This is a genomic window from Streptoverticillium reticulum (assembly GCF_047456005.1).
GTDB classification, from domain to species: domain Bacteria; phylum Actinomycetota; class Actinomycetes; order Streptomycetales; family Streptomycetaceae; genus Streptomyces; species Streptomyces reticulum.
The window spans coordinates 4,785,888-4,806,456 of the sequence record NZ_CP179755.1; the positions used below are offsets into that span (position 1 = coordinate 4,785,888).

Sequence of the window (20,569 nt, forward strand, 5' to 3'; positions counted from 1 at the left end):
GCATGAGAGGTGTCATCTTCGACGGGAAGCAGGTGCGGACGGTCGACGACCTGCAGGTCCGCCCGCCCGGGCCCGGCGAGGTCCTCGTCTCCGTGGCCGCCGCAGGCCTGTGCCACAGCGATCTGTCGGTCGTCGACGGGGTCATTCCGTTTCCCGTCCCCGTCGTGCTCGGGCACGAGGGCGCGGGCATCGTCGAGTCGGTCGGAACAGGCGTCACTCACGTCGCTCCCGGCGATCACGTCGCACTGTCCACACTGGCCAACTGCGGCACCTGCCCCGACTGCGACCGAGGCCGGCCCACCATGTGCCGTGCCTCCATCGGCAGGCCGGGCCGCCCCTTCTCCCGGCCCGGCGAGCGGCTGTTCCAGTTCGCCTCGAGCTCGGTCTTCGCGGAGCGCACGGTGGTCAAGGGGGTCCAGGCCGTCAGGATCCCGGCCGGCATGCCCATGGCCTCGGCCGCCGTCATGGGCTGCGCGGTGCTCACGGGAGTGGGTGCGGCGCTCCGGCGCGCCCGGGTCGGGCCGGGCGACTCCGTGGTCGTCATCGGGGCGGGCGGCATCGGGCTCAACGTCCTGCAAGGGGCCCGCATCGCCGGAGCCTCGCCCGTCGTCGCCATCGACGCCAACGCGGCGAAGAGCCCGGCGGCCCGGCAGTTCGGGGCGACCCACTTCGTCGACGCCTCCACCGTCCCCGACACCTCCGCCGCCGTGCGGGAGATCCTCCCCAGCGGCGCCGACCATGCCTTCGAGTGCGTCGGCGACACCCGGCTCGTGCGGCAGGCGATCGGCCTCCTCGACCGGCACGGTCAGGCGGTGCTGCTCGGGGTGCCGTCCTCCGGTGCGGAGGCATCGTTCCCCGTCTCGTCGATGTATCTCGACAAGTCGATCCTCGGCTGCCGCTACGGTTCGTCGCGGCCGCAGCACGACATAACGCTGTACGCACGGTGGTACGGCGAAGGACGGCTCCTGCTGGACGAGCTGGTGTCCGCCGTCTATCCGGTGGAGGAGTTCGGGAAGGCGGCGGAGGACGTGCGCCGCGGAGCGGTGACACGGGCGGTGCTGTCCTTCCGGGAATGACGCGCCTGCACCTCCAGGAGTGACGCGCCCTCGTCCCCCGCTCCTGTCCCTTTCTGCCTCTGCTGTCCCTCTCCCCGATGCGTCCGGCTGTCCTGACAACGTTCCGGCGACCTGCTGCGTCCTACCCCGGGAATCCGCATGTGATCCCTGCTGCTCCCTTGCGCAGCAGGGTTTGCTGCGGCCGCCGTCCGAGCGTGCGGCCGGCTTGTATGGCCCGTATCGGGTCAAGCAAGGCTATTCGGTAAGAATGGTCGCCCGGTCGGCAGCCGGGCACGGTCTCGGAACGACCCCGCAGCGGAACCTCTCGGCCTCTGGGGGAATCTTTCTTGGAGAGAGGGGCGACATGACACAGCAGGCTGAGCCGCACGCCATACCCGACGAGGCGACAGAGGACGTCGCCCCGGGGACGGCCCGTACGACCGCGCGGCAGGTGGCGCACCCGGACGGCTTCGGCGCAGCATTCTGCGCATCGATGGCCGCGCTCTGTGCGGAATCGGTGGTCGCTGCGACGGTCGGTGTGCTCATCCTGCTGTCCCGCGAACACGACGTACTGCCCAGCGGGGTCCTCCTGGCCGTTGCCGTGTCCCTCGGGGCTCTGCTGCTCGTCGTGCTGCTCAGCGGATTCGTCACTGCTGCCGCTGTGATGCCTGCACTGACGCTCGCCCGCCGGGCGGCCGAGCGCCGGGGCCGTCCCGGCGGGTGGAAGTGGACGCTGGGGGCCGTGCCGGTGGTCGCCGCCGGTGCGGTGGCCGTGTTCGGAGGCATCGCCGCACTCGGCAGCCTTTCGCCGGCGCACCCGCTTGCGTACCTGCTCTGGTGGTCGTCCCTCACCGCAGTCCTGCTGCCTGCCGCTCTGGTCGCCGGAGCGGCAGGCAGTCGGATCCGTGAGAACCGGCCCGGAAGCGTGGCCCGGAAGGTCACCCGCAACGGTGCGATCGCATGGCTGGCCGTCGGAGCGGTGGGCGCGACGGTCTACGGGACCGGTCTGGTGAACGTGTACGAGCCGCCCCGGCTCTCCGGGTCGGACCTTGCCGGCACCTGGACGGACGGCCGCGGCGGCACGGTCAGGCTCGAGACGCACGGGGCGCTGGTCGCCAAGGGCCTCGACAACTACGTGTGGGACGGCACGGGCAAGGACAAGCCGAAGGACTGCGACGGCTCCGGGACGTGGTCGCCCTTGCCGGGCAAGGGGCCCGTCCAAGGCGTCTCCATGCGGATCGGCAGCTGCGAGCTGGCCCGTGACTGGAGCCTCACCGGTACGGAGAAGAAGCCCCGGATCTTCCACGAGATCGGCAAGCCGGGCTCGGGCAAGAAATACGTGCTGACCAAGGTCGTCAAGGGCGGGCACGGCGGCAAGCACCGGCACGGCGGCAAGCACGGTGACGAGGGCAAGCAGAGCGTCGGGACCGTGCACCGCGAAGAGAACGAGCACCGCGGCGAGAGTGAGCACCACGGCGCGGAGGACCAGAAGTAAGGGCAAGAAGTACGGACAGAAGCAGCGGCAGGGCGCACTGCTCCCGTCTCTCCTGCGTCGTTCAGCGCTCGGTGGTGCGCAGCGTCCCGAACGTGCCCCTGTGGAAGACCAACGGCCCGGCTCCCGCGGCGTTCTCGTCCGCCCCCAGGGCCTCGACGCGCCCCACGACCACGAGATGGTCGCCGCCCGTGTGCACCGCGTGGACCGAGCAGTCGACCCAGGCCGGTACGTCCGCGAGTCTCGGCGACCCGGTGACAGGGGCGGGCTCGTGGCGCACCCCTGCGAACTTGTCGGCGTTCTGCGCGCTGCTGACCGCGAAACCCCGGCACAGCGCCTCCTGCCCGGCGCCGAGGATGCTGGCGCAGAAGACCCCCGCACGGGCGATGCGCGGCCAGGACGCGGAGGTCCGCGCCACCATGAACACGACGAGCGGCGGGTCGAGGGACAGCGAGGCGAAGGACTGGCAGGCGAAGCCGGCGGGCGGTTCCCCCTCCGTGCCGGGCGCCGCGATCACGGTGACGCCGGAGGCAAAGTGGCCGAGGACGCGCCGGAATTCGGCGGGGTCCGGTGGAGGTGGTTCGTCCGCCCGCACGGCCCGGAGTTCGGGCCGGGGCAGTGGGTCGACCGGCGGCGCCGCGGACGCCGGCGCCCCCTTCCGGCGCAAGTGGCGCACGGCGGCTGCGGCCATCCCCGCGTGTCCCATCATGCAGCCATTGAAAGTGACGCTGCGTCAGAGTGGAAGTCCTCTCGCCGCACGCCTTGTCACCGCCCCCGGTAGACGGGCTTGCGGCGTTCGGCGAAGGCGCGGATGCCTTCGGTCGCGTCCGCCGTCGTCGCATTGATCTCCTGGGCTGCCGCCTCGGCAGCGAACGCGGCGGTGCGGTCGGCGTCGAACGAGGCGTTGAGCAGCTGTTTCGTCAGGGCCAGGGCCCGGGTCGGCCCGGCTGCGAGGCGCTCGGCCCACGCCTTGGCCGTGTCGGCCAGTTCTCCGTCGGGCACGACGCGGTTCACCAGGCCGAATCGTTCCGCTTCGGCGGCGGACAGTGTGTCGCCGAAGAACATCAGCTCCTTCGCTCTCTGCAACCCCACCAGACGCGGCAGGAGATAAGCCCCGCCGCCGTCCGGCACCAGGCCGCGGCGGACGAACGCCTCGGTGAACCGGGCGGATTCGGCGGCCAGGACGAGGTCGCAGGCCAGCGCGAGATGGACACCGAGGCCTGCGGCGACGCCGTTCACGGCGGCGATCACGGGCTTCTCGCAGTCCAGGACCGCCGCGATCAGTCGCTGTGCGCCGTGGCGGATGGTGCGGGCCACGTCGCCCGGAATGCGCTCGGAGGGGGCTGCCGCCGCTGCGGAACGAAGGTCGGCTCCGGAGCAGAATCCCCCGCCGGACCCGGTGATCACCACGGCTCCCACGGCCGGTTCGGCGGAGGCCCGGGACACATGTGAAATCAACTGTTCCCGCTGGTCAGGGGTGATGGCGTTGAGGGTGTGCGGGCGGTTGAGGATGATCCGGGCAACGCCGTTGTCAGTGGGGTGCAGTACCAATGACTCATCCGATGCGGAGGGGCCGGGGGGCCCTTCACGGGGGGAGAGGTTCATGGGGGAGCTCCTTGTCCTGCGGGCGGCCGGGCACGGTCCGTTCGGGGATGTGCGTGCCGCGTCAGCGGCAGAGGACCAGCGCGTCGAGGGCCACCGCGCCCTGGCCGTGGTCGAGCACCACGAGCGGGTTGATGTCCAACTCTGCGATTCCGTCACCCACTTCGAGTGCCAAGCGCTGGACGCGCAGGACGGTCTCGACGAGGGCGTCCGTGTCGGCGGGCGGGCGTCCCCGGACGCCGTCCAGCAGGGCCCGCCCGCGCAGTTCGCCGATCATCGCGCGGGCATCGCCCTCGCCGAAGGGCGGTATGCGCACGGCCGTGTCGTCCAGGACCTCGATCAGCACGCCTCCCAGTCCCACGGTCACGGTGGGGCCGAAAATCCGGTCGTGCGTGATGCCGACGGCCGTCTCGATGCCGCGCCCGACCATCTGGCAGACGAGGATGCCGTCCAGCGGAAGGTCTTCGAAGCGGGCGATGTCGGTGAGTTCGCGGTAGGTGTCGCGGACCTGGCTGGCCGAGGTGAGGCCGATCCTGACCAGGCCGAGCTCCGACTTGTGGGCGAGCTGCGGTGCCGAGGCCTTCATGACCACGGGGTAGCCGATCTGGCCCGCCGCCCGGACGGCCGCCGCAGCGCTGGTCACCAGGTGTTCGCGGGGGACGCGTATGCCGTACGCCCGCAGGAGCTGCTTCGCCGCGTGCTCGCTGAGCTGCTCGCCCGGGCGCAGGAGGGCCCGCGCCTTGCCTGCCGAGGGAGAGGGGACGCGCGGTGCGTCGTCGAAGGGGGAGCGGTAGCCGGTGGTGAAGCGGTGGTGGCCGAGGTAGGCGCGGACGGCGGTGATGCAGTTCGAGAAGGTGCGGAAGGTGGAAACGCGCGAAGAGCCGAGCAGGGTGGTGCGGTAGGCGTCCTCCGTGCCGACGGGGGATCCCCACACCACGCAGACCGGCTTGTCCGTCTCCTCTGCGGCGTCCACGAGGTCCTGCGCGAGCCGGTCGCTGAGGGGAGGGAAGGGGCCGGTGATGGGACAGACGAGGACGCCGACGGACGGATCGGCGAGCAGCGCGTCGATGATCCTGCGGCCGCGGGCGTCGCCCACGGGATGGCCGCCGCAGTCGACGGGGTTGGCCACGCTCAGGTCCCCGGGTATCCACTGGTGCAGTTCGTCCTGCTTGGCGGGGGAGAGCGTGGGCAGGTCGAGGCCGGCGGCGGTGGCGAGGTCGGCGAAGTGGGCGCCCGTGCCGCCCGAGATCGCATACACGGCCACCCCGTCGGCCCGGGGCTGCCGGGCGCGGGCGAGGAGCGCCGCGGTGTCCTGGAGCTCGTCCAGCCCGTCGACTCGGATCACGCCGAACTGCCGCATGGCCGCGTCCACCACGTCGTCCGCTCCGGTCAGCTTGCCGGTGTGGGAGGCGGCGGTGCGGGCCCCGGCCTCCGTCCTGCCGACCTTGACGGCGACGACCGGCACCTTGCGGCGGGCCGCCCGGTCGGCCGCGAGGAGAAAGGAGCGGCCGTCCTTGATCCCTTCCAGATAGGCGGCGATCGCGCCGGTCTCGGGCCGGCCGGCGAACCAGGAGACGAAGTCGGAGCACTCCAGGTCCGCCTCGTTGCCCGTCGGAGCCCAGTGCGAGAGCCGGATGCCCAGCTCCTGCAGGGCGAAGACGGGGCGGCCCTGGTGGCCTGACTGGGTGATCAGCGCGATGGCCGGTCCGTCCAGGTCGTCGCGGAAGCGCTCGAAGGCGTTGAGGTTGGTGTTGGGGCCGAGGAGCCGGGTGCCCGTCCCGCGGACGGCGGCGGCGAGCCGGGCCTGGGCCGCGGCTCCTTCGGCGCCGGCCTCGGCGAAGCCGGAGGCGAAGACGACGGCGAACCCGGCCTTGTGATCGGCGAGTTCACGGACGCAGGGAAGGGGGTCGCCCACGAGTACGGCGGCGACGTCGACCGGTTCGGGCAGGTCCTGGACGGAGCGGTGGCAGGGGAGGCCGAAGACGGTGGTGCGCGTGGGGTGTACGAGGTGGATACGGGCGTCGACGCGCCCGGCCCAGTCGATCAGCTGCGCGGTGACGGTCCTGCCGGGTCGCCCATCGGCGTCCGAGGCGCCGACGACGGCCACGGTCCGGGGTCGGAAGAACCGTGCCAGATCGGGGACTTCGGCATGCAGCGGACGGCCGCTGACGTCCGTCTCCCGCTCGTCGGCGGTGCCGTGGACGGCCGGTCCGGGGCGCTCGCCGCAGGCCGCCACGCGGGCCGGGCGGGAGGTGGTGGTGAGGGTGCCATGAGTCGATCCGAGCATCGTTCTCGCCCACTCCTGCTCGTTGGCCGATAAGCTGACGTGCAGTCAGGCTACAGATCTGATGGACCGTCAGGAATGGGCCGTCCGCGAACGGCCCGTGAAGGGAGGCCGGACGTGGAGGGACGGCCGCGCGCCGATGTCCCGCAAGCCGACGACTTCACCCGGACCTACTGGGAGGCCGCCGGAGAAGGACGGTTGCTGATCCGCCGCTGCCGCGCCGCCGGCTGCGGCAGGGCGCACCACTACCCGCGGGAGTTCTGCCCGTACTGCTGGAGCGACGACGTCGTCTGGGAGGAGGCCTGCGGCAGGGCCACGCTCTACACCTGGTCCGTCGTCCACGTCAACGATCTGCCGCCCTTCGGATCCCGGCTGCCCTACGTCCCCGCCGTCGTCTCCCTCGCCGAGGGGCCGCGCATGACCACCGAGGTGACCGGCTGCCCGGAGGGCTCGCTCCGCGTGGGCGTGGAGCTCACCGTCACCTTCCGCAAGGATCCGGAACTCGCCCTGGTGATACCGCTGTTCCGGACGTGTTGAATGTACACATGATGGAACCCAAGGCACTGGATCCGGTCTGGCTCGGTGAGTACGACCTGCTGCTGCGCCCCTGGGAGGCACGGGATCTCGACGCCGTGCTGCGCGGCATATCGGACCCCGATTTCCGCCGCTGGAACGCCGTCACCGTGCCCGCCCCGGACGAGTACGGTGCCCGGGAGTTCCTCGAACGACGCGCGGCGGGCTGGCGGATGGGGGACCAGGCCTCGTTCGCGATCACCACGGAGGACGACGGATTCCGCGCCGTCGTGGGCCATGTGGGGCTCGCGATGATCGACCAAGTGCTGCAGTCCGCCCGCGTCGCGTACTGGGTCCTGCCCGAGCACCGGGGCCGCGGCTATGCCTCCCGCGCCCTGGAGACCGTCACGCGCTGGGCGTTCCGGGGCGAGCTCGGGCTGCACCGGGTCGAGTTGGGGCACGTCCTGCCCAACCGCGCCTCCTGCCGCGTCGCCGGGCACTGCGCGTACGCCTACGAGGGCACGATGCGCGGTGCGATGCCGGGCGTCGACGGCCGGATGTGGGACGTGCACCTCCATGCCCGGCTCGCCACCGACCCGGCACCCGACCTCACGGCCACAGCAGCCCGGTAGTCCAGGACCCCGGGCCCGTACGGCGGTAGACGAGGCGCACGTGCCGGCGCCGCGCGTCCCCCTGGAAGAACTCGACCTCGTCGGCAGCGAGGACGTACAGCGTCCAGCTGTCGACCGGAGCGTCCGGCTCGCGGCGTGCCCGCTCCCAGGCCGCCTCCGAGGCCCGCTCCAGTTCCGCGTACGAGGACAGCTCCTCGCTCTGGTGCCCCACCAGGGCCGCGGCCAGCGCGCCGGGTGACCGCTTGCCCAGGTCCGCGCGGCTCTCCGCCGCGTCCGCTGCCGTCACCGTGCCCTGGATGCGCACCTGCCGCCCGACAGCGGGCCAGTAGAAGCCCAGGGCTGCCTCGGGGCGTGCCGCCAGCTCGCGGCCCTTGCGGCTGGTGCGGTGGGTGGCGAAGTGCCAGCCGCGTTCGTCGGCGTCGTGCAGCATCACCGTCCGCACGGACGGACGTCCGGTGGCGCCGACGGTGGCCAGGCTCATGGTGTGCGGCTCGGGAGTGCCCGCCCGGGCCGCGTCGGACAGCCACTGCTGGAAGAGCGGCAGCGGGTCGTCCGGTGCCGCGGCCGGGTCGAAGTGCGGCAGTTCGGTGTCCCACACGGGGAGGGAGCGCAGGAGGCGCCGGAAGGACTCCTGTCGCTCGTCCTGTTCCTGCTCCTGCTGCCTGGCGTCCGGCACGTTGCTCATGTGCCCATCCAACAGGAGGCGGTGCACGGGCCGTGTGCCGGGCGGTCAGCCGCGCCCGAGGACCACTGTCCCGGACGAGCAGAACCAGCCGCCCATGCCCGACGCCACGGCGAGCTGCGGCAGCCGTCCTCCACGCCTGCGGACCTGGCGCCCCGGCTCCGCCTCGCCGCGCAGCTGCCGCACCGCCTCGACGATCAGGAACAGGCCCCGCATTCCCGGATGGCAGGCGGACAGCCCTCCGCCGTCGGTGTTGACCGGCAGCGCACCACCGGTCGTCAGCCTGCCGTCCGCGGCGAATGCGCCGCCCTCGCCCTTCGGGCAGAAGCCGAGGTCCTCCAGCGTCACGAGCGTCATGTACGTGAACGCGTCGTACAACTCGGCTACGTCGATCTCCTGCGCGGTCACGCCCGCCTGCCCGAAGGCCGTCCGCCCGGAGGCCGCAGCGGGGGAGACGGTGAAGTCCTCCCACTCCGACATCGTCATGTGCGACACCGCCGTGCCGGCGCCCAGCACCCACACCGGAGGCTTCGCAGTGTCCGGCACGTAGTCCGCTGCGGCCAGCAGCACGGCACAGCCGCCGTCCGACCGTATACAGCAGTGCAGTTTGGTGAACGGGTCGGCGATCAGCGGGCTGCCGAGGACGTCGTCGACCGTGATCGGGTCGCGGTACAGGGCGTGCGGATTGCAGGCTGCGTTGGCGCGGGTTTGAACGGCGATGTCGGCCAACTGCTGCACGGTTGTGCCGTACTGGTGCATGTGGCGCCGCGCCGCCATGGCGTACTTGGCGACGATCGTGTGACCGTACGGTGCCTCGAACTGTGCGGGGCCGCGCGCGCCGAAGGCGAGGTTGGCGGTGCGCCGGCCGGCCTTGATGTCGGCGCGTGCGGTGGAGCCGTAGACGAGGAGGACGGCGTTCGCATGCCCTGCTGCGATGGCGTCCGCCGCGTGGGCGGCCATCACCTCCCAGGTGCTGCCGCCGACGGAGGTCGAGTCCACCCAGGTGGGCCGCAGGCCCAGGTACTCCGCGACGTCGACGGGCGCGAGCGTGCCGAGACCGGCGGAGGCGAAGCCGTCGACGAGGCTTCTGTCGAGACCGGAATCGGCGAGGGCGCGGCGTGCGGCCTGGGCATGCAGGGCGTAGGGCGTGACGGTGTCGAGGCGGCCGCAGTCCGCGAGGGCGACACCGACGACGGCGACCTTGCGTCGGCCTGAAGACACGAATCTGACGGTACATCAGATTCGCTCTGGGAAAGTGGGCTTCCCCTCGCCATAATGCCCGCCGTCGGACCGTATGAGGGGAGTCCGCGATGGATGCCCGGCTGAGCGACGAACAAAAGGAAGTGTGCCGCACCCTGCGGGAGTTGCTGCAGAAGCATGCCTCCTCGGAACAGGTCCGCGCAGCGGTCCGCACTCGGGCCGGGTACGACACGGACCTCTGGCGGCAGCTCGGCTCGTCCCCTGGACTGGTCGGCCTGGCAGTGGAACAGCGCTACGGAGGAACGGGCTGCGGAACCCTCGAACTCGCCCTGGCCGCCGAGGAAACGGGCCGCGTCCTGCTGCCGTCACCCCTCCTGCCCACGGCAGCGCTCACCGTGCCGCTCGTCACCGCGCTCGGAACGCCGCAGCAGCGCGCGCAACTGCTGCCGGGACTGGCCTCCGGCGAGCTCACGGGAGCACTTGTCCTGCCCGGCACCACGCTGACGACGGCGCTCGGCCTCGCCGGGCCGGACGACGGCGCCTGGGCCGGAGACGGGCGGGCCGGAGGAGTGCAGGCGCGGCACACCGCCGACGGCTGGCGGCTGTACGGGGAGGCCGGGCAGGTGCTCGACGGCCACAGCGCGGGACTGCTGCTCGTCGCCGCGCACACCGGTGGATACGCCCGCAGCCGCACGCTCCTGTTCGCCGTACGGCCGGACCGTGCGCACGCAGTGACCCGTACGCGTCTGACCGCACTGGACGAGACGCGGCCGCAGGCCCGTATCGAGCTGCGGGACACCGACGCGGAACCGCTCGGTACCGGCGATGCGCTGCCCGCCCTCGCTGCGCTCGGAGGCAGCGCTGCCCCCGTACTGGCTGCAGAGGCGGTGGGTGCCGCAGCACGGGCCCTGGAGAAGACCGTGGAGTACGCGCGCGTACGCGAACAGTTCGGCAGGCCGATCGGATCGTTCCAGGCCGTCAAGCACCGGCTGGCGGATCTCCATGTGACCGTTCAGGCGGCACGTTCGGCCGTGTACTACGCAGCCTGGGCCGCGGCCGGTACCGCACGGGGGCGGGCCGTCGGGGCGCTCGCGCTCGCACAGGCCCTGGAGACCCAGTGGCGGGTGGCGGGCGAGGCCGTCCAACTGCACGGAGGTATCGGGGTGACATGGGAACACGATGTGCAGCTGTACTTCAAACGAGCGGCTTCCGACGAGCTGATGTTCGGGCCCGTGCACCGGTTGAGGGCCCATGCGGCCGAACTGGCGGGGCTGTTTGACGTTTCAGAGGGTCGGGAAGCGGTGGTGCTGTGATGCCTGTAGTCGAACGCCTGGTGCAGAAGGTCTCGTCCACCCGCTCGTTCGCGCGAATCGCACCGCACTGCGTACCAGCCCTGGACCGCGCGGTGCACCGTCTGACGGGCGGAAGGCTGCTGCTGAGCACGAAGTTGCTTCCGGGGCTCGTCCTGACGTCGACAGGCGCGAAGACCGGGCAGCAGCGGCGGACACCGCTCGCCTGCATGCCGGACGGCGGCCGCGACGGCACGGACGGGGGATGGGTTCTCGTCGGCAGCAACTTCGGCCGCCCCGGCCACCCCGCATGGTCGGCGAACCTGCTGGCCCACCCGGACGCGGAGATCAGCTGGAAGGGCCGGGACATCCCCGTGCGCGCACGGCTGTTGCGCGGAGCGGAACGGGAGACGGTCTGGGCGGCGCTGCTGAGGTTCTGGCCGCCGTACGAGCGCTATCAGGCGCGTGTGGAACGGGAGATCAGACTCTTCCGGCTGGAGCGACGGCAGCCGCCGGGGACCGCTGAGTCCTCACCGCTATGAGCGCGACGCGGCGGGTCGCCCGGGGCCATGCCCGGGCGGCCCGCCGCCGCGATGACAGGACGTGCGAGACACGCGAGAGAGACGTGAGCGGACAGGCCCGCAAGAGGGCCTGCAACGCGCCTACTTCGTCGGCTTCTTGCCGGTGATGCCCAGATGGACGAGCAGCGCGAGATTCGGCTTGAGCTCGGCCTGCTTGACGCCCCAGCTCTGGAAGCCCTTCTGGTGGGAGGCCACCGCGGCGAGCATGGCGACGAGCGAGCCCGCCATGGCCGCGGCGTTGACGTCCTTGTCCACCTTCCCCTTGGACTGGAGCTCCTTGACGGAGTCCGTCAGGGAGTTGGTGACCGCGTTGAGGATCTTCATGCGGATCTTGTAGAACCGCTTGTCCCCCTCGGCAGCGCCCAGGTCGACGACGCGCAGAATCGCATCGTGTTTGCGCCAGAACCCGAGGAATCCGTCCACCAGTTCCTCGGCCGCCTGCCAGCCGGACTTGCCGACCCAGGAGCGTCCGGCGACGAGTTCGGTGAGGCTCGCGCCCTCCTTCGCCATTTCCTCGGCGATTTCGAGGACGGCTCCCTCGACGTCGGGGAAGTACTGGTAGAAGGTGGCCGGCGAGGTGCCGGCCTGGCGAGCGACATCGATGACCTTGACGTCGCGGTAGGGCGAGGAGCTGAGCATTTCGCCGAGGCAGTCGAGCAGCTTCTGCCGCGTCGCCTGGCCTCGCCGGCCGGCCACCCGGCCGTCGACGGTGCGTACTTGTCCTGTCATGCCGTCAGCTTACCGAGGGGTGATCGGAGCGCGATTCGGCCGCATGCAAATGGGGGCGGGGGTGCGCGATGGTGTGTATCGGCAGGTCAGATGGGGTGTGAAGGGGTATGGAGACGGCTGAAGCGGATTGGCCCGTACCGGTGAATTGTCCTATCGACAAGCTGTGGACAACCGCGTCACCCGCCCATTCCCCGGTTATCCACAGCCCGCGCGAGAACGCCCCTCCGCCGATACCGTGACAGCTGGGCACAACCTGCGGCGGGACACCCCGCGCAGGCGGATGCAGCACACGCAGAAGGAGCCGGGCCCATGAGCGCAGCCGCGGAAGGATTCACGGAAGGCATGCCGTGCTGGGCGGATGTCATGCTGTCCGATCTCGCCGCCGGAAAGCGCTTCTACGGCGAACTCCTCGACTGGACCTTTGAGGACAGCGGCGGCGAGTACGGGCACTACGCCCAGGCGTTCCACCACGGGAAGAATGTCGCGGCGCTGGCGCCCAAGCCCGACGGGAGGATGCCCACGGCCTGGACCCTCTACTTCGCCTCGTCCGACGCCGCGGCCACCGCACGCAGGATCCATGCCGCGGGAGGACAGATCATCGTGGGCCCCATGACCGTCGGCGAGTACGGCACGATGCTGACGGCCGCAGACCCGGGCGGTGCCGTCTTCGGCGTCTGGCAGGCCGGCAGCCACGGGGGCTTCGAGGAGCGGGGCGAGCCCGGCTCGTACGGCTGGGCCGAGGTCTACACCCGTGACGCCAAGGCCGTCGACCCCTTCTACGAGCAGGTCTTCGGCTTCGCCACCGACGATCTGAGCGAGGAGGCGGGCATCGAGTTCGCCGTCTGGACCCCCGCCGGAACACCCGCGGCCCCCGAGCACGCGGTCGGCGGCCGGGTCGTCATGGACGCCGGGTTCCCGCAGGAGATGCCTGCGCACTTCCTCGTCTACTTCGTCGTGGACGGCTGCGACGCCGCGGCCGCCACCGCCGTGCGGCTCGGCGGCCGCGTCCTGCGCGAGCCCCGTGACACCCCCTACGGGCGCTTCGCCGTGCTGGCCGACGACCAGGGAGCCCACTTCGCCGTCATCGATCCCGCGCAGGCGCAGAGGGGGTGACCGCGGGGGGCGGGGTTCCGGATGTGGCGGAGACACGACGAAGCCCGACCCGGGTTCGCAACCGCGGGCCAGTCCAGGAAGAATCGGGGTGCGTTCCCCGGGATAATTCGCGGTGAGACGCTGCAGCGGGGCCGGAAACCCTTCCGGGCCCCGACGGGGAGGTGGCAGGCCAGTGGTGGAGCAGCTGACGCAGCACGACCCGAGACGGATCGGCCCGTTCGAGGTGCTGGGCCGGCTCGGTGCGGGCGGCATGGGGCTGGTCTATCTCGCCCGCTCGGCATCCGGCCGGCGAGTGGCGATCAAGACGGTGCGCACGGAGCTCGCGGAGGATCAGCTCTTCCGCGTCCGCTTCACTCGTGAGGTGGAAGCGGCGCGTGCGGTGAGCGGCTTCTACACGGCCGCCGTCGTCGACGCCGATCCGCGGGCGGCCGTGCCCTGGCTGGCCACCGCGTACGTCCCCGCGCCCTCGCTCGAGGAGATCATCACGGAGTGCGGGCCGCTCCCGGCCCAGGCCGTGCGGTGGCTCGCCGCGGGCATCGCCGAGGCGCTGCAGTCCATCCACGGGGCGGGCCTCGTGCACCGCGACCTCAAGCCCTCGAACGTGCTGGTCGTGGAGGACGGGCCGCGCGTCATCGACTTCGGCATCGCGTCGGGGGTGTCCAACACCCGGCTGACCATGACCAACGTCGCCGTCGGCACGCCCGCCTACATGTCCCCCGAGCAGGCGCGGGACTCGCGCAGCGTGACCGGCGCCAGCGACGTCTTCTCCCTCGGCTCCACCCTGGTCTTCGCGGCGACCGGGCACGCGCCCTTCCACGGAGCGAACCCGGTGGAGACCGTCTTCATGCTCCTGCGGGAAGGCCCCGACCTGAGCGGCCTGCCCGACGAGCTGCGGCCGCTCATCGACTCCTGCATGCAGATGAGCGCCGAGCACCGGCCCAGCCCGGCGGACCTGCAGGCGCAGCTCGCCCCGCACCTGTTCGCCGCCGGCGGGGACGACGACAGCGGCACGGCGTCGGCCTGGCTGCCGGACAACGCCGTGTCCCTGATCGAGGGCCGCAGGGCCGGGCAGCGCGCTTCTGCGGGCGGTGCCGCGGGTGCCGCGGGCACGGGGCGCAGCCGTGCCGTGCCGCCCCGGCCCGCACAGCCGCCCACCTCCGGCCCGGCCCCCGCTCCCGGCTACGAGCCCGCGCCGAGCGCCCACGCGGCGAGCGGCTGGGGCGCGGGCCCCGCGAGCCCCGCACGGTCCGTCGTCGGAGCACCCGACCCGCGTGGCGGGCTGACCGGGCCGCAGGGCCGGCACGCCGCCGCACCCGTCGCAGCCCCGCCCGAGGGGACGGTCCGGCTCGCCGGATCGCAGGTGCCGATCGGCCCCGGCCCCCGGGTCGCCGACGCCCAGGCGCATCCGGCCGCCGGTCCCACGGCCGGATGGGTCCGGCCCCCGTCCGAAGCCTCCGCCGCGCTGCCGGGCCAGACCGGTGCACCGGCCGCGCCGCCTGCCCCCGTCGCATCGCCCGACGCGGGCAGCAGCAACGTCCAGGCGGACCAGGGGCGTTGGCGGCCGTGGCGGTTCCGGATGTCGAACGACGTATGGGGCACGCCCACCGTCGCCGGGGACCTGCTGTACGTCACCTCGTTCGAGGTCCACGCGCTCGATGTCGCCAGCGGGCGGCGGCAGTTCAAGACCCGGGACGTGGCCTGGGCCATGGCCGTCGCCGACGGGCGCATACATGCCTCGGACGGTCCCACGCTGTACGCGCTCGACGCCGCCGACGGCGCGGAGCGCTGGCGGCTCTCGACCGACGGCTGGGTCTACTCGCTGCGGGCCGAGGGCGGCACGGTCGTCACGGGCACCCGCGGCGGAGGCGTCCAGGCGTGGGAGGCCGCGACCGGCGATCTGCTGTGGGAGACGGGCGGCGTCCAGACCGACTTCGAGACCCCGGACTGCGGGCCGGCCCTCCACGACGGCGTGGTCTACGTCTGGGCCGACGCCCGGCTGCGCGCCCTGGAGGCGCGTACGGGCGCCGAGCGGTGGTCCTATCCGGTGGGCGATGCGGCCTCGTGCGGCGGGGTCCCGGTGCGGCTGCTGGCCGCTCCGGACGGAGTGGTGTACGTCGCCGCCGGCACGCGCCTGCTCGCCATCGACGTGGCGCGCGGTGACGTGCGCTGGCGGTTCGAGGCGTCGGCGGTCTTCCTGTGCCCGCCCTCCTTCGCGCCCGGCCCCGTCGTCACCGGTGGCGGTGTCTACATCGCGGACTACCTGGGCACCGTCTACGCGCTGGACGCGGCCGCGGGCCGCGAGCGGTGGCGCATAGCGACGGAGGCCCGGCAGTCGACGGAGCCGGTGCTCGTGGCGGACGGTTCCGTGCACCTGGGCAGCGGTGGTGCGCTCTACACGCTGGACGCGGTGACGGGCACGCCGAAGTGGCGGTTCGCGGCGGGCGGCGACATCGTGGGGGCGCCGGTGGCCGCCGACGGCCGGGTGCACTTCGGTTCGGCCGACCACTGCCTCTACACGGTCGACGCGACAGGCGGTCAGCTCCGCTGGAAGCTGGCCACGGGCGGCGAGATCACCGGCTCGCCCGTGGCCAAGGGCGGTGTCGTCTACGCCTGCAGCAAGGACCGCTGCGTGTACGCGCTGGACGCCGCGAAGGGGACGGGCCACACGCGGCGTTGACCGGGCGGGCGCCGGCCGGCGCCCGCCTCAGCGCAACCGGTAGTCGCGGGAGCGCGCCGCGAAGAGGTCCGCCTGGCGCGCCGGGGGCAGATTGCCCAGCGTGACGAGGTGCGGGGCCAGGGCCAGCGCATGGGAACCGGCCTGCTCCTTGGCCGCCCAGAGGGCGCGCACGGTGCCCTGCACGGCCTCCGTCGGGTGCGCCGCGATCACGGTCGCGGCGCGCAGGGCCGCCTCCACGGCGCCGCCGGGCGGGGTCAGCTCGGACACCAGGCCGATCTCGTAGGCCCGTTGTGCCGAGAGGCGTTCGGCCGTGCCCATCAGGGCCGTCCGTGCGGCCTCGCCGAACGGCATGCGCCCGGCCATGTACAGGGACTCGTACGCGCTGACCATGCCGTACGTGGTGTGCGGGTCGAAGAATGTCGCGTTGCGGGACGCGACGACGAACTCGGATTCGCCCAGCAGGTAGAAGGCGCCGCCGCAGGCCATGCCGTTCACCGCGGCGACGACCGGCTTCCACAGGTCCGAGGCCTTGGGGCCGATCGTCAGCAGCGGGTCGTCCAGGGAGTACGGGGACGCGGGCTGCGGTGTCTCCGTGGTGCGGTCGAGGCCTGTGCAGAAGGCGCGGTCGCCCGCCCCGGTGAGGACGATGCAGCGAACGGCGCTGTCATTGCGGAACTCCCGCCAGAGCGCGGTCAGTTCGACGGCCGTCCGGGCGTCGATGGCGTTGAGGCGGTCCGGGCGGTTCAGGACCACCAGCGCGACGCCGTCCGCGCCGCTCTCCACGGTCGTGGTCATGGCCGCTCCGGCGTCCAGCGGAGGAGCGTGATCCCCTGGGCCTGCGGGAAGACGGCCCGGACGGGCGCGCCGATGCGCAGGTCCTCCGGGGCCGCGGAGTCGATCTCCGCGTCCGGGGAAGCCACCAGGTTGCCCACCATGCGGATGCCGGGCGCGTCGGAGAGTTCGACCACGACCACGTTGTACGGGGCGTGTGCGGCGTAGCCGGGCAGCAGGGGCGGGTGGGGAAGAACGTACGACCAGATGTGACCGGTTCCGTTTACCAGTCGCCAACTACTGGCGAATGATTGGCACTTCGGGCAGCAGGGGCGGGGTGGAAAGCGGGGCTCGCGGCAGGCCGCGCAGCTCTGTATGCGAAGTTCACCCCGTGTTGCGAAGTCCCAGAAGGGGGCGCCGTCCGCGTCCGGGACCGGCGCCAGGAGGCCGTTGTCAGTGGTGGCCCTCATCATGGGGGACATGAGTTCAACTCCTCAGCAGAAGCGCCGATGTGGGGACTCCCTCGCCCGCCGTGACCAGGCACGTAGCGGCGCCGGGGACCTGCGCGGTCGAGCTGCCGCGGAGCTGCCTGACCCCCTCGTTGATGAGGTTGAAGCCATGGACGTACGCCTCGCTGAGGCCACCCCCGCCGGTGTTGAGCGGGAGCCGGCCGCCGAGCTCCAGCGCGCCGCCCTCGGTGAAGGCCGCACCCTCGCCGCGTCCGCAGAAGCCGTAGCCCTCCAGGGAGAGCGGGATGAGCGGGGTGAATGCGTCGTAGATCTGGGCAACATGGACGTCGCGCGGGCCGAAGTCGGCGCGCTGCCACAGGTGGCGTGCGGCGGTCCAGGAGGGGCCGGTCAGAGGGGATTCCGTCCAGTAGTTGACCATGCCGTGGTGCTGGGCCGGCAGGGCCTGGGCGACGGAGTGCACGTAGACGGGGGCGGACCGGCAGTCCCGGGCCCGCTCCGCGGGGACGACGATGCAGGCCAGCGCGCCGTCCGTCTCCAGGCAGTTGTCGAAGAGGCAGAGCGGTTCGCTGATCCAGCGCGAGGTCATGTACATCTCGCGGGTCAGCGGCCGGTCATGCATGATCGCGGCAGGGTTCTGGTTGGCGCGGTTGCGGCACGCGAGGGCGACGTTGAAGAAGTGGTCGCGGGTGGCGCCGTATTCGTGCATGTAGCGACGGGCCAGCATGGCTATCTCGTCGACCGGGCGCAGGAGTCCATATGGACGCGTCCACTGCGCGGGCGTGGGCAGCTGGGCCCCGGTGTTGCGCCATGGGCGGGGGCCCGAGCCGCGCTTGCGTGAGCGCCAGGCCACGCCGACGGTCGCCTGTCCCGTGGCGATCGCCGCCGCCAGGTGGGCCACGGTTGCGCAGGAGCCGCCACCGCCGTAGCCGACCCGGGAGAAGAAGGTCACGTCGCCTGCGCCGATGGCCTTGGCGACCTCGACCTCGTCGGTCTCCTCCATGGTGTACGAGGCGAAGGCGTCGACCTCGGACGGGGCGATGCCGGCGTCGTCCAGCGCCGCCAGGATGGCGCGGCACGCCAAGGTCTTTTCGGATTCGGGGAGTTGTTTCGCGAAAGGAGTCTGACCAATGCCGACGATCGCCGTCGCGTCCTTGAGCGGTGCCGCCGTCGTCCTCATCGCCATCGCCATCGCCGCCTCGGTGGTGTCGGCGCCGGCCGTGCCGGCACTGTCGCCCGTGCTGCTGCTGACAGCGCGGAAGGCTATCGCTAATCTGACGCACAGTCAGCTTAGTCGGTTTAGCCGGCTCAGTGGACTGGCATGCCGGGCGGTCGAGGATGGCGAAGGTGTCCGATGCGCGGTGACCTGGAGTTCGGATCGATACCCCGTCTCGTCCGCACCGCGGCCGAGCGGTACGGCGACCGCGAAGCAGCCGTCGAGGGCCGGTCCCGAACGGGCTACCGGCAGCTCGGCGAACGCGTCGAACGGGCCGCTGCCGCATGCCTCGCCGCCGGGGTCGAGCCCGGCGACCGGGTCGCGGTCTGGGCGCCCAACACGACAGACTGGATCGTCTGTGCCCTCGGCGCGGTCACGGCCGGAGCCGTGCTGGTCCCCGTCAACACCCGCTTCAAGGGCGCCGAAGCGGCCCATGCGCTGGCGCGCACCCGGGCGAAGCTGCTGTTTGTCACCGGCACTTTCCTCGGCACGTCCTACGTCGCCACGCTCCGCCGCGCGACGGGAGCAACAGCCGGGGAAGGCCCGGGCCCGAGGACCGGCCAGGGCTCCGGCCCCGGTCCCCTGCCCGGGCTGCCGCACCTGCGCCGCGTCGTCGTGCTCGCCGAAGCCGCACCCGCATCCCCCGGCTTCCTCACCTGGAAAGAGTTCCTCGCAGCGGGGGAGGCCGTCTCCTCCCGGGAGGTACGGGCACGCGCCGACGCCGTCCGGCCCGATACGCCCTCCGACATCCTCTTCACCTCGGGCACCACCGGCGAGCCCAAAGGGGCCGTCATCACCCACGCACAGACGCTGCGGGCCTTCGGCACCTGGAGCGGGCTGGCAGGACTGCAGGAAGGAGACCGCTATCTGATCGTCAACCCCTTCTTCCACACCTTCGGCTACAAGGCCGGCATCATCGCCGCCCTCATGCGCGGTGCGACGATGATCCCGCTGCCCGTCTTCACCCCGGAAGCGGCGCTCGCCCTGACCGCCGCCGAGCGGATCACGGTGCTGCCCGGGCCGCCCACGCTCCACCAGGCGCTGCTGGACCACCCGTTGCGGGCTGCGTACGACCTGTCGTCGCTGCGGGTGGTGGTGACCGGTGCGGCCACGGTGCCCCGACGGCTCGTCGAGCGGCTACGCGACGAGCTGGGGATACCGGTCGTGCTGACCGCCTATGGCATGAGCGAGGCCACCGGGCTGGTGACCATGTGCCGGCGCGGGGACCCCGCGGAGATCGTGGCGGGGACGTCGGGCCGGGCTGTTCCCGGCACCGAGGTCAAGGTGGTCGGCGCCGACGGGGCCGTGCGGCCGGCGGGGGAGCCCGGCGAGGTGCTGGTGCGGGGCCACCAGGTGATGTCCGGCTACTTCGAGGACCCCGCCGCCACGGCACGGGCCGTCGACCCCGGCGGCTGGCTGCACACCGGCGACGTCGGCGTCCTGGACGGCGACGGCAACCTGCGGATCACCGACCGGCTCAAGGACATGTTCATCGTGGGAGGGTTCAACGCCTTCCCCGCCGAGATCGAGCAACTCCTGGCCCGGCACCCGGGTGTTGCCGAGGCCGCGGTCGTCGGAGTGCCGGACGCGAGGCTGGGGGAGGTCGGAAGGGCATTCGTGGTGCGGAGTGCGGGCACGGCGGCGTCCGGGCCGACGGCCGAGGAGCTGATCGGGTGGGCGAGGAAGGAGATGGCCAACTACAAGGTGCCGCGCGAGGTGGAGTTCGTGGCGGAGCTGCCGCGCAATGCGTCCGGGAAGGTGCTCAAGGAGGTGCTGCGGCGGAGGTGTCCGTGCGGCTGACTGCAGAGGAGCGCGAGGCGTTCCTGGGCGAGGTGCATGTGGCGTCGTTCGCCGTTGACCCCGGTGAGCGGGGGCGCGGGCCGGTGGCCGTCCCGTCTGGTACGCCTACCGTCCGGGCGGTGACGTGCTGGTGATCACCGGCCGCGCCTCCCGCAGGGCGAGGCTGGCCGCGGAGGCCGGGCGCTTCGCGCTCCTGGTCGGCCGGACGGTCCCGTTCTACCGGTACGTCTCCGTGGAGGGCGAGGTCGTCTCGGTCACCACGGCCACCGAGGAGGAGGTGAGGGAGGTCGGTTCCCGCTGTCTGCCCACGGAGGAGGCGGTTGCCGGACACGTGGAGCAGGTGCTGGCCGATCCCGGGGCGGCCGTGGCGATCAGGGTGCGGCCGCGGCGCCGGCTGTCGGCGGACCTGGGGGCGTCGGGCTGAGCCGCCCGTTCGCTCTGCAGCACGCTCGCCCTGCAGAGCACC

The 20,569-nt window shown here is 72.2% G+C and carries 20 protein-coding genes; 11 read left to right on the forward strand and 9 right to left on the reverse strand.

Annotated elements, in window-relative coordinates; all coding sequences use genetic code 11:
* Window positions 1–2 precede the first annotated feature (2 nt).
* Entirely contained in the window at window positions 3–1,076 is a 1,074-nt protein-coding gene (locus ACMATS_RS21930; RefSeq protein WP_414168777.1) for a Zn-dependent alcohol dehydrogenase, read from the forward strand.
* 343 nt (window positions 1,077–1,419) lie between these two features.
* Window positions 1,420–2,550: a hypothetical protein gene (locus ACMATS_RS21935; protein ID WP_414168778.1), complete on the forward strand. Its 1,131-nt coding sequence runs from the start codon at window positions 1,420–1,422 to the stop codon at window positions 2,548–2,550.
* Between the two features lie 61 nt (window positions 2,551–2,611).
* Here ACMATS_RS21935 and ACMATS_RS21940 read toward each other — a convergent pair whose 3' ends face one another.
* The 3 genes from ACMATS_RS21940 to ACMATS_RS21950 form a co-directional block, all read right to left on the reverse strand.
* On the reverse strand, window positions 2,612–3,256 hold the full coding sequence (locus ACMATS_RS21940; protein WP_414168779.1) for a flavin reductase family protein: 645 nt from the start codon (window positions 3,254–3,256) through the stop codon (window positions 2,612–2,614).
* 56 nt (window positions 3,257–3,312) lie between these two features.
* On the reverse strand, window positions 3,313–4,152 hold the full coding sequence (locus tag ACMATS_RS21945; protein ID WP_414168780.1) for an enoyl-CoA hydratase/isomerase family protein: 840 nt from the start codon (window positions 4,150–4,152) through the stop codon (window positions 3,313–3,315).
* Between the two features lie 61 nt (window positions 4,153–4,213).
* A complete protein-coding gene (locus ACMATS_RS21950) occupies window positions 4,214–6,436 on the reverse strand; it encodes an acetate--CoA ligase family protein (RefSeq protein WP_414168781.1) in 2,223 nt (740 codons plus the stop codon).
* A gap of 75 nt (window positions 6,437–6,511) precedes the next feature.
* On the opposite strand from ACMATS_RS21950, the gene ACMATS_RS21955 reads away from it, so the two are divergent.
* Together ACMATS_RS21955 and ACMATS_RS21960 are read left to right on the forward strand one after the other, a co-directional pair.
* The gene (locus ACMATS_RS21955) at window positions 6,512–6,970 is read left to right on the forward strand and encodes a Zn-ribbon domain-containing OB-fold protein (protein ID WP_414168782.1); all 459 of its coding nucleotides are present in this window, start codon (window positions 6,512–6,514) and stop codon (window positions 6,968–6,970) included.
* Between the two features lie 8 nt (window positions 6,971–6,978).
* Window positions 6,979–7,578 carry a GNAT family N-acetyltransferase gene (locus ACMATS_RS21960; protein WP_390779926.1) on the forward strand — a complete coding sequence of 200 codons (600 nt, stop codon included), beginning with the start codon at window positions 6,979–6,981 and terminating at the stop codon, window positions 7,576–7,578.
* Here the strand turns inward: ACMATS_RS21960 and ACMATS_RS21965 are convergent.
* Both ACMATS_RS21965 and ACMATS_RS21970 read right to left on the reverse strand, forming a co-directional pair.
* The gene (locus ACMATS_RS21965; RefSeq protein ID WP_414168783.1) at window positions 7,556–8,263 is read right to left on the reverse strand and encodes a pyridoxal 5'-phosphate synthase; all 708 of its coding nucleotides are present in this window, start codon (window positions 8,261–8,263) and stop codon (window positions 7,556–7,558) included. The two genes, ACMATS_RS21960 and ACMATS_RS21965, sit on opposite strands and share 23 nt — an antisense overlap.
* Window positions 8,264–8,308: 45 nt before the next feature.
* Window positions 8,309–9,481 (reverse strand): thiolase C-terminal domain-containing protein, encoded by a 1,173-nt coding sequence (locus ACMATS_RS21970; RefSeq protein WP_414168784.1) that lies wholly within the window; start codon window positions 9,479–9,481, stop codon window positions 8,309–8,311.
* 89 nt (window positions 9,482–9,570) lie between these two features.
* Here ACMATS_RS21970 and ACMATS_RS21975 point away from each other — a divergent pair, with 89 nt between their 5' ends.
* Window positions 9,571–10,773, forward strand: a complete 1,203-nt coding sequence (locus tag ACMATS_RS21975) for an acyl-CoA dehydrogenase family protein (protein WP_414168785.1) — start codon at window positions 9,571–9,573, stop codon at window positions 10,771–10,773.
* Window positions 10,773–11,291 carry a nitroreductase family deazaflavin-dependent oxidoreductase gene (locus ACMATS_RS21980; protein WP_414168786.1) on the forward strand — a complete coding sequence of 173 codons (519 nt, stop codon included), beginning with the start codon at window positions 10,773–10,775 and terminating at the stop codon, window positions 11,289–11,291. The genes ACMATS_RS21975 and ACMATS_RS21980 overlap by 1 nt, the downstream gene beginning before the upstream one ends.
* A 120-nt stretch (window positions 11,292–11,411) precedes the next feature.
* Here ACMATS_RS21980 and ACMATS_RS21985 read toward each other — a convergent pair whose 3' ends face one another.
* Window positions 11,412–12,059 (reverse strand): TetR family transcriptional regulator, encoded by a 648-nt coding sequence (locus ACMATS_RS21985; protein WP_390779931.1) that lies wholly within the window; start codon window positions 12,057–12,059, stop codon window positions 11,412–11,414.
* Window positions 12,060–12,368: 309 nt separating this feature from the next.
* Between ACMATS_RS21985 and ACMATS_RS21990 the strand changes: the two genes are divergently transcribed.
* Together ACMATS_RS21990 and ACMATS_RS21995 are read left to right on the forward strand one after the other, a co-directional pair.
* Window positions 12,369–13,172 (forward strand): VOC family protein, encoded by an 804-nt coding sequence (locus ACMATS_RS21990; protein ID WP_390779932.1) that lies wholly within the window; start codon window positions 12,369–12,371, stop codon window positions 13,170–13,172.
* 172 nt (window positions 13,173–13,344) lie between these two features.
* Window positions 13,345–15,849 (forward strand): PQQ-binding-like beta-propeller repeat protein, encoded by a 2,505-nt coding sequence (locus ACMATS_RS21995; protein ID WP_414168787.1) that lies wholly within the window; start codon window positions 13,345–13,347, stop codon window positions 15,847–15,849.
* Between the two features lie 27 nt (window positions 15,850–15,876).
* Here ACMATS_RS21995 and ACMATS_RS22000 read toward each other — a convergent pair whose 3' ends face one another.
* The 3 genes from ACMATS_RS22000 to ACMATS_RS22010 are packed head-to-tail and all read right to left on the reverse strand — an operon-like array spanning window position 15,877 to window position 18,267.
* The gene (locus ACMATS_RS22000) at window positions 15,877–16,644 is read right to left on the reverse strand and encodes an enoyl-CoA hydratase/isomerase family protein (RefSeq protein WP_414168788.1); all 768 of its coding nucleotides are present in this window, start codon (window positions 16,642–16,644) and stop codon (window positions 15,877–15,879) included.
* Complete coding sequence (locus tag ACMATS_RS22005; RefSeq protein ID WP_390779935.1) at window positions 16,641–17,102, reverse strand: Zn-ribbon domain-containing OB-fold protein; 462 nt, start codon at window positions 17,100–17,102, stop codon at window positions 16,641–16,643. The genes ACMATS_RS22000 and ACMATS_RS22005 overlap by 4 nt, the downstream gene beginning before the upstream one ends.
* 4 nt (window positions 17,103–17,106) lie before the next feature.
* On the reverse strand, window positions 17,107–18,267 hold the full coding sequence (locus ACMATS_RS22010) for a lipid-transfer protein (RefSeq protein WP_414170761.1): 1,161 nt from the start codon (window positions 18,265–18,267) through the stop codon (window positions 17,107–17,109).
* A gap of 174 nt (window positions 18,268–18,441) precedes the next feature.
* On the opposite strand from ACMATS_RS22010, the gene ACMATS_RS22015 reads away from it, so the two are divergent.
* From ACMATS_RS22015 to ACMATS_RS22025, 3 genes are read left to right on the forward strand one after another with little or no spacing between them, the layout of a single operon-like run.
* A complete protein-coding gene (locus ACMATS_RS22015) occupies window positions 18,442–20,103 on the forward strand; it encodes an AMP-binding protein (RefSeq protein WP_414168789.1) in 1,662 nt (553 codons plus the stop codon).
* Window positions 20,094–20,237 (forward strand): hypothetical protein, encoded by a 144-nt coding sequence (locus ACMATS_RS22020; protein ID WP_390779938.1) that lies wholly within the window; start codon window positions 20,094–20,096, stop codon window positions 20,235–20,237. Before ACMATS_RS22015 ends, ACMATS_RS22020 begins: the two co-directional genes overlap by 10 nt.
* Window positions 20,228–20,527 carry a hypothetical protein gene (locus ACMATS_RS22025; RefSeq protein ID WP_414168790.1) on the forward strand — a complete coding sequence of 100 codons (300 nt, stop codon included), beginning with the start codon at window positions 20,228–20,230 and terminating at the stop codon, window positions 20,525–20,527. Before ACMATS_RS22020 ends, ACMATS_RS22025 begins: the two co-directional genes overlap by 10 nt.
* Window positions 20,528–20,569 lie beyond the last annotated feature (42 nt).

What these genes read in the sequence shown, in the direction of transcription:
- ACMATS_RS21930 (WP_414168777.1), top strand. Translation starts at nt 3, where the DNA reads ATGAGAGGTGTCATCTTCGACGGGAAGCAGGTGCGGACGGTCGACGAC.
- ACMATS_RS21935 (WP_414168778.1), top strand. Translation starts at nt 1,420, where the DNA reads ATGACACAGCAGGCTGAGCCGCACGCCATACCCGACGAGGCGACAGAG.
- ACMATS_RS21940 (WP_414168779.1), bottom strand. Translation starts at nt 3,256, where the DNA reads ATGATGGGACACGCGGGGATGGCCGCAGCCGCCGTGCGCCACTTGCGC.
- ACMATS_RS21945 (WP_414168780.1), bottom strand. Translation starts at nt 4,152, where the DNA reads ATGAACCTCTCCCCCCGTGAAGGGCCCCCCGGCCCCTCCGCATCGGAT.
- ACMATS_RS21950 (WP_414168781.1), bottom strand. Translation starts at nt 6,436, where the DNA reads ATGCTCGGATCGACTCATGGCACCCTCACCACCACCTCCCGCCCGGCC.
- ACMATS_RS21955 (WP_414168782.1), top strand. Translation starts at nt 6,512, where the DNA reads ATGGGCCGTCCGCGAACGGCCCGTGAAGGGAGGCCGGACGTGGAGGGA.
- ACMATS_RS21960 (WP_390779926.1), top strand. Translation starts at nt 6,979, where the DNA reads ATGATGGAACCCAAGGCACTGGATCCGGTCTGGCTCGGTGAGTACGAC.
- ACMATS_RS21965 (WP_414168783.1), bottom strand. Translation starts at nt 8,263, where the DNA reads ATGAGCAACGTGCCGGACGCCAGGCAGCAGGAGCAGGAACAGGACGAG.
- ACMATS_RS21975 (WP_414168785.1), top strand. Translation starts at nt 9,571, where the DNA reads ATGGATGCCCGGCTGAGCGACGAACAAAAGGAAGTGTGCCGCACCCTG.
- ACMATS_RS21980 (WP_414168786.1), top strand. Translation starts at nt 10,773, where the DNA reads ATGCCTGTAGTCGAACGCCTGGTGCAGAAGGTCTCGTCCACCCGCTCG.
- ACMATS_RS21985 (WP_390779931.1), bottom strand. Translation starts at nt 12,059, where the DNA reads ATGACAGGACAAGTACGCACCGTCGACGGCCGGGTGGCCGGCCGGCGA.
- ACMATS_RS21990 (WP_390779932.1), top strand. Translation starts at nt 12,369, where the DNA reads ATGAGCGCAGCCGCGGAAGGATTCACGGAAGGCATGCCGTGCTGGGCG.
- ACMATS_RS22000 (WP_414168788.1), bottom strand. Translation starts at nt 16,644, where the DNA reads ATGACCACGACCGTGGAGAGCGGCGCGGACGGCGTCGCGCTGGTGGTC.
- ACMATS_RS22005 (WP_390779935.1), bottom strand. Translation starts at nt 17,102, where the DNA reads ATGTCCCCCATGATGAGGGCCACCACTGACAACGGCCTCCTGGCGCCG.
- ACMATS_RS22010 (WP_414170761.1), bottom strand. Translation starts at nt 18,267, where the DNA reads ATGAGGACGACGGCGGCACCGCTCAAGGACGCGACGGCGATCGTCGGC.
- ACMATS_RS22015 (WP_414168789.1), top strand. Translation starts at nt 18,442, where the DNA reads ATGCGCGGTGACCTGGAGTTCGGATCGATACCCCGTCTCGTCCGCACC.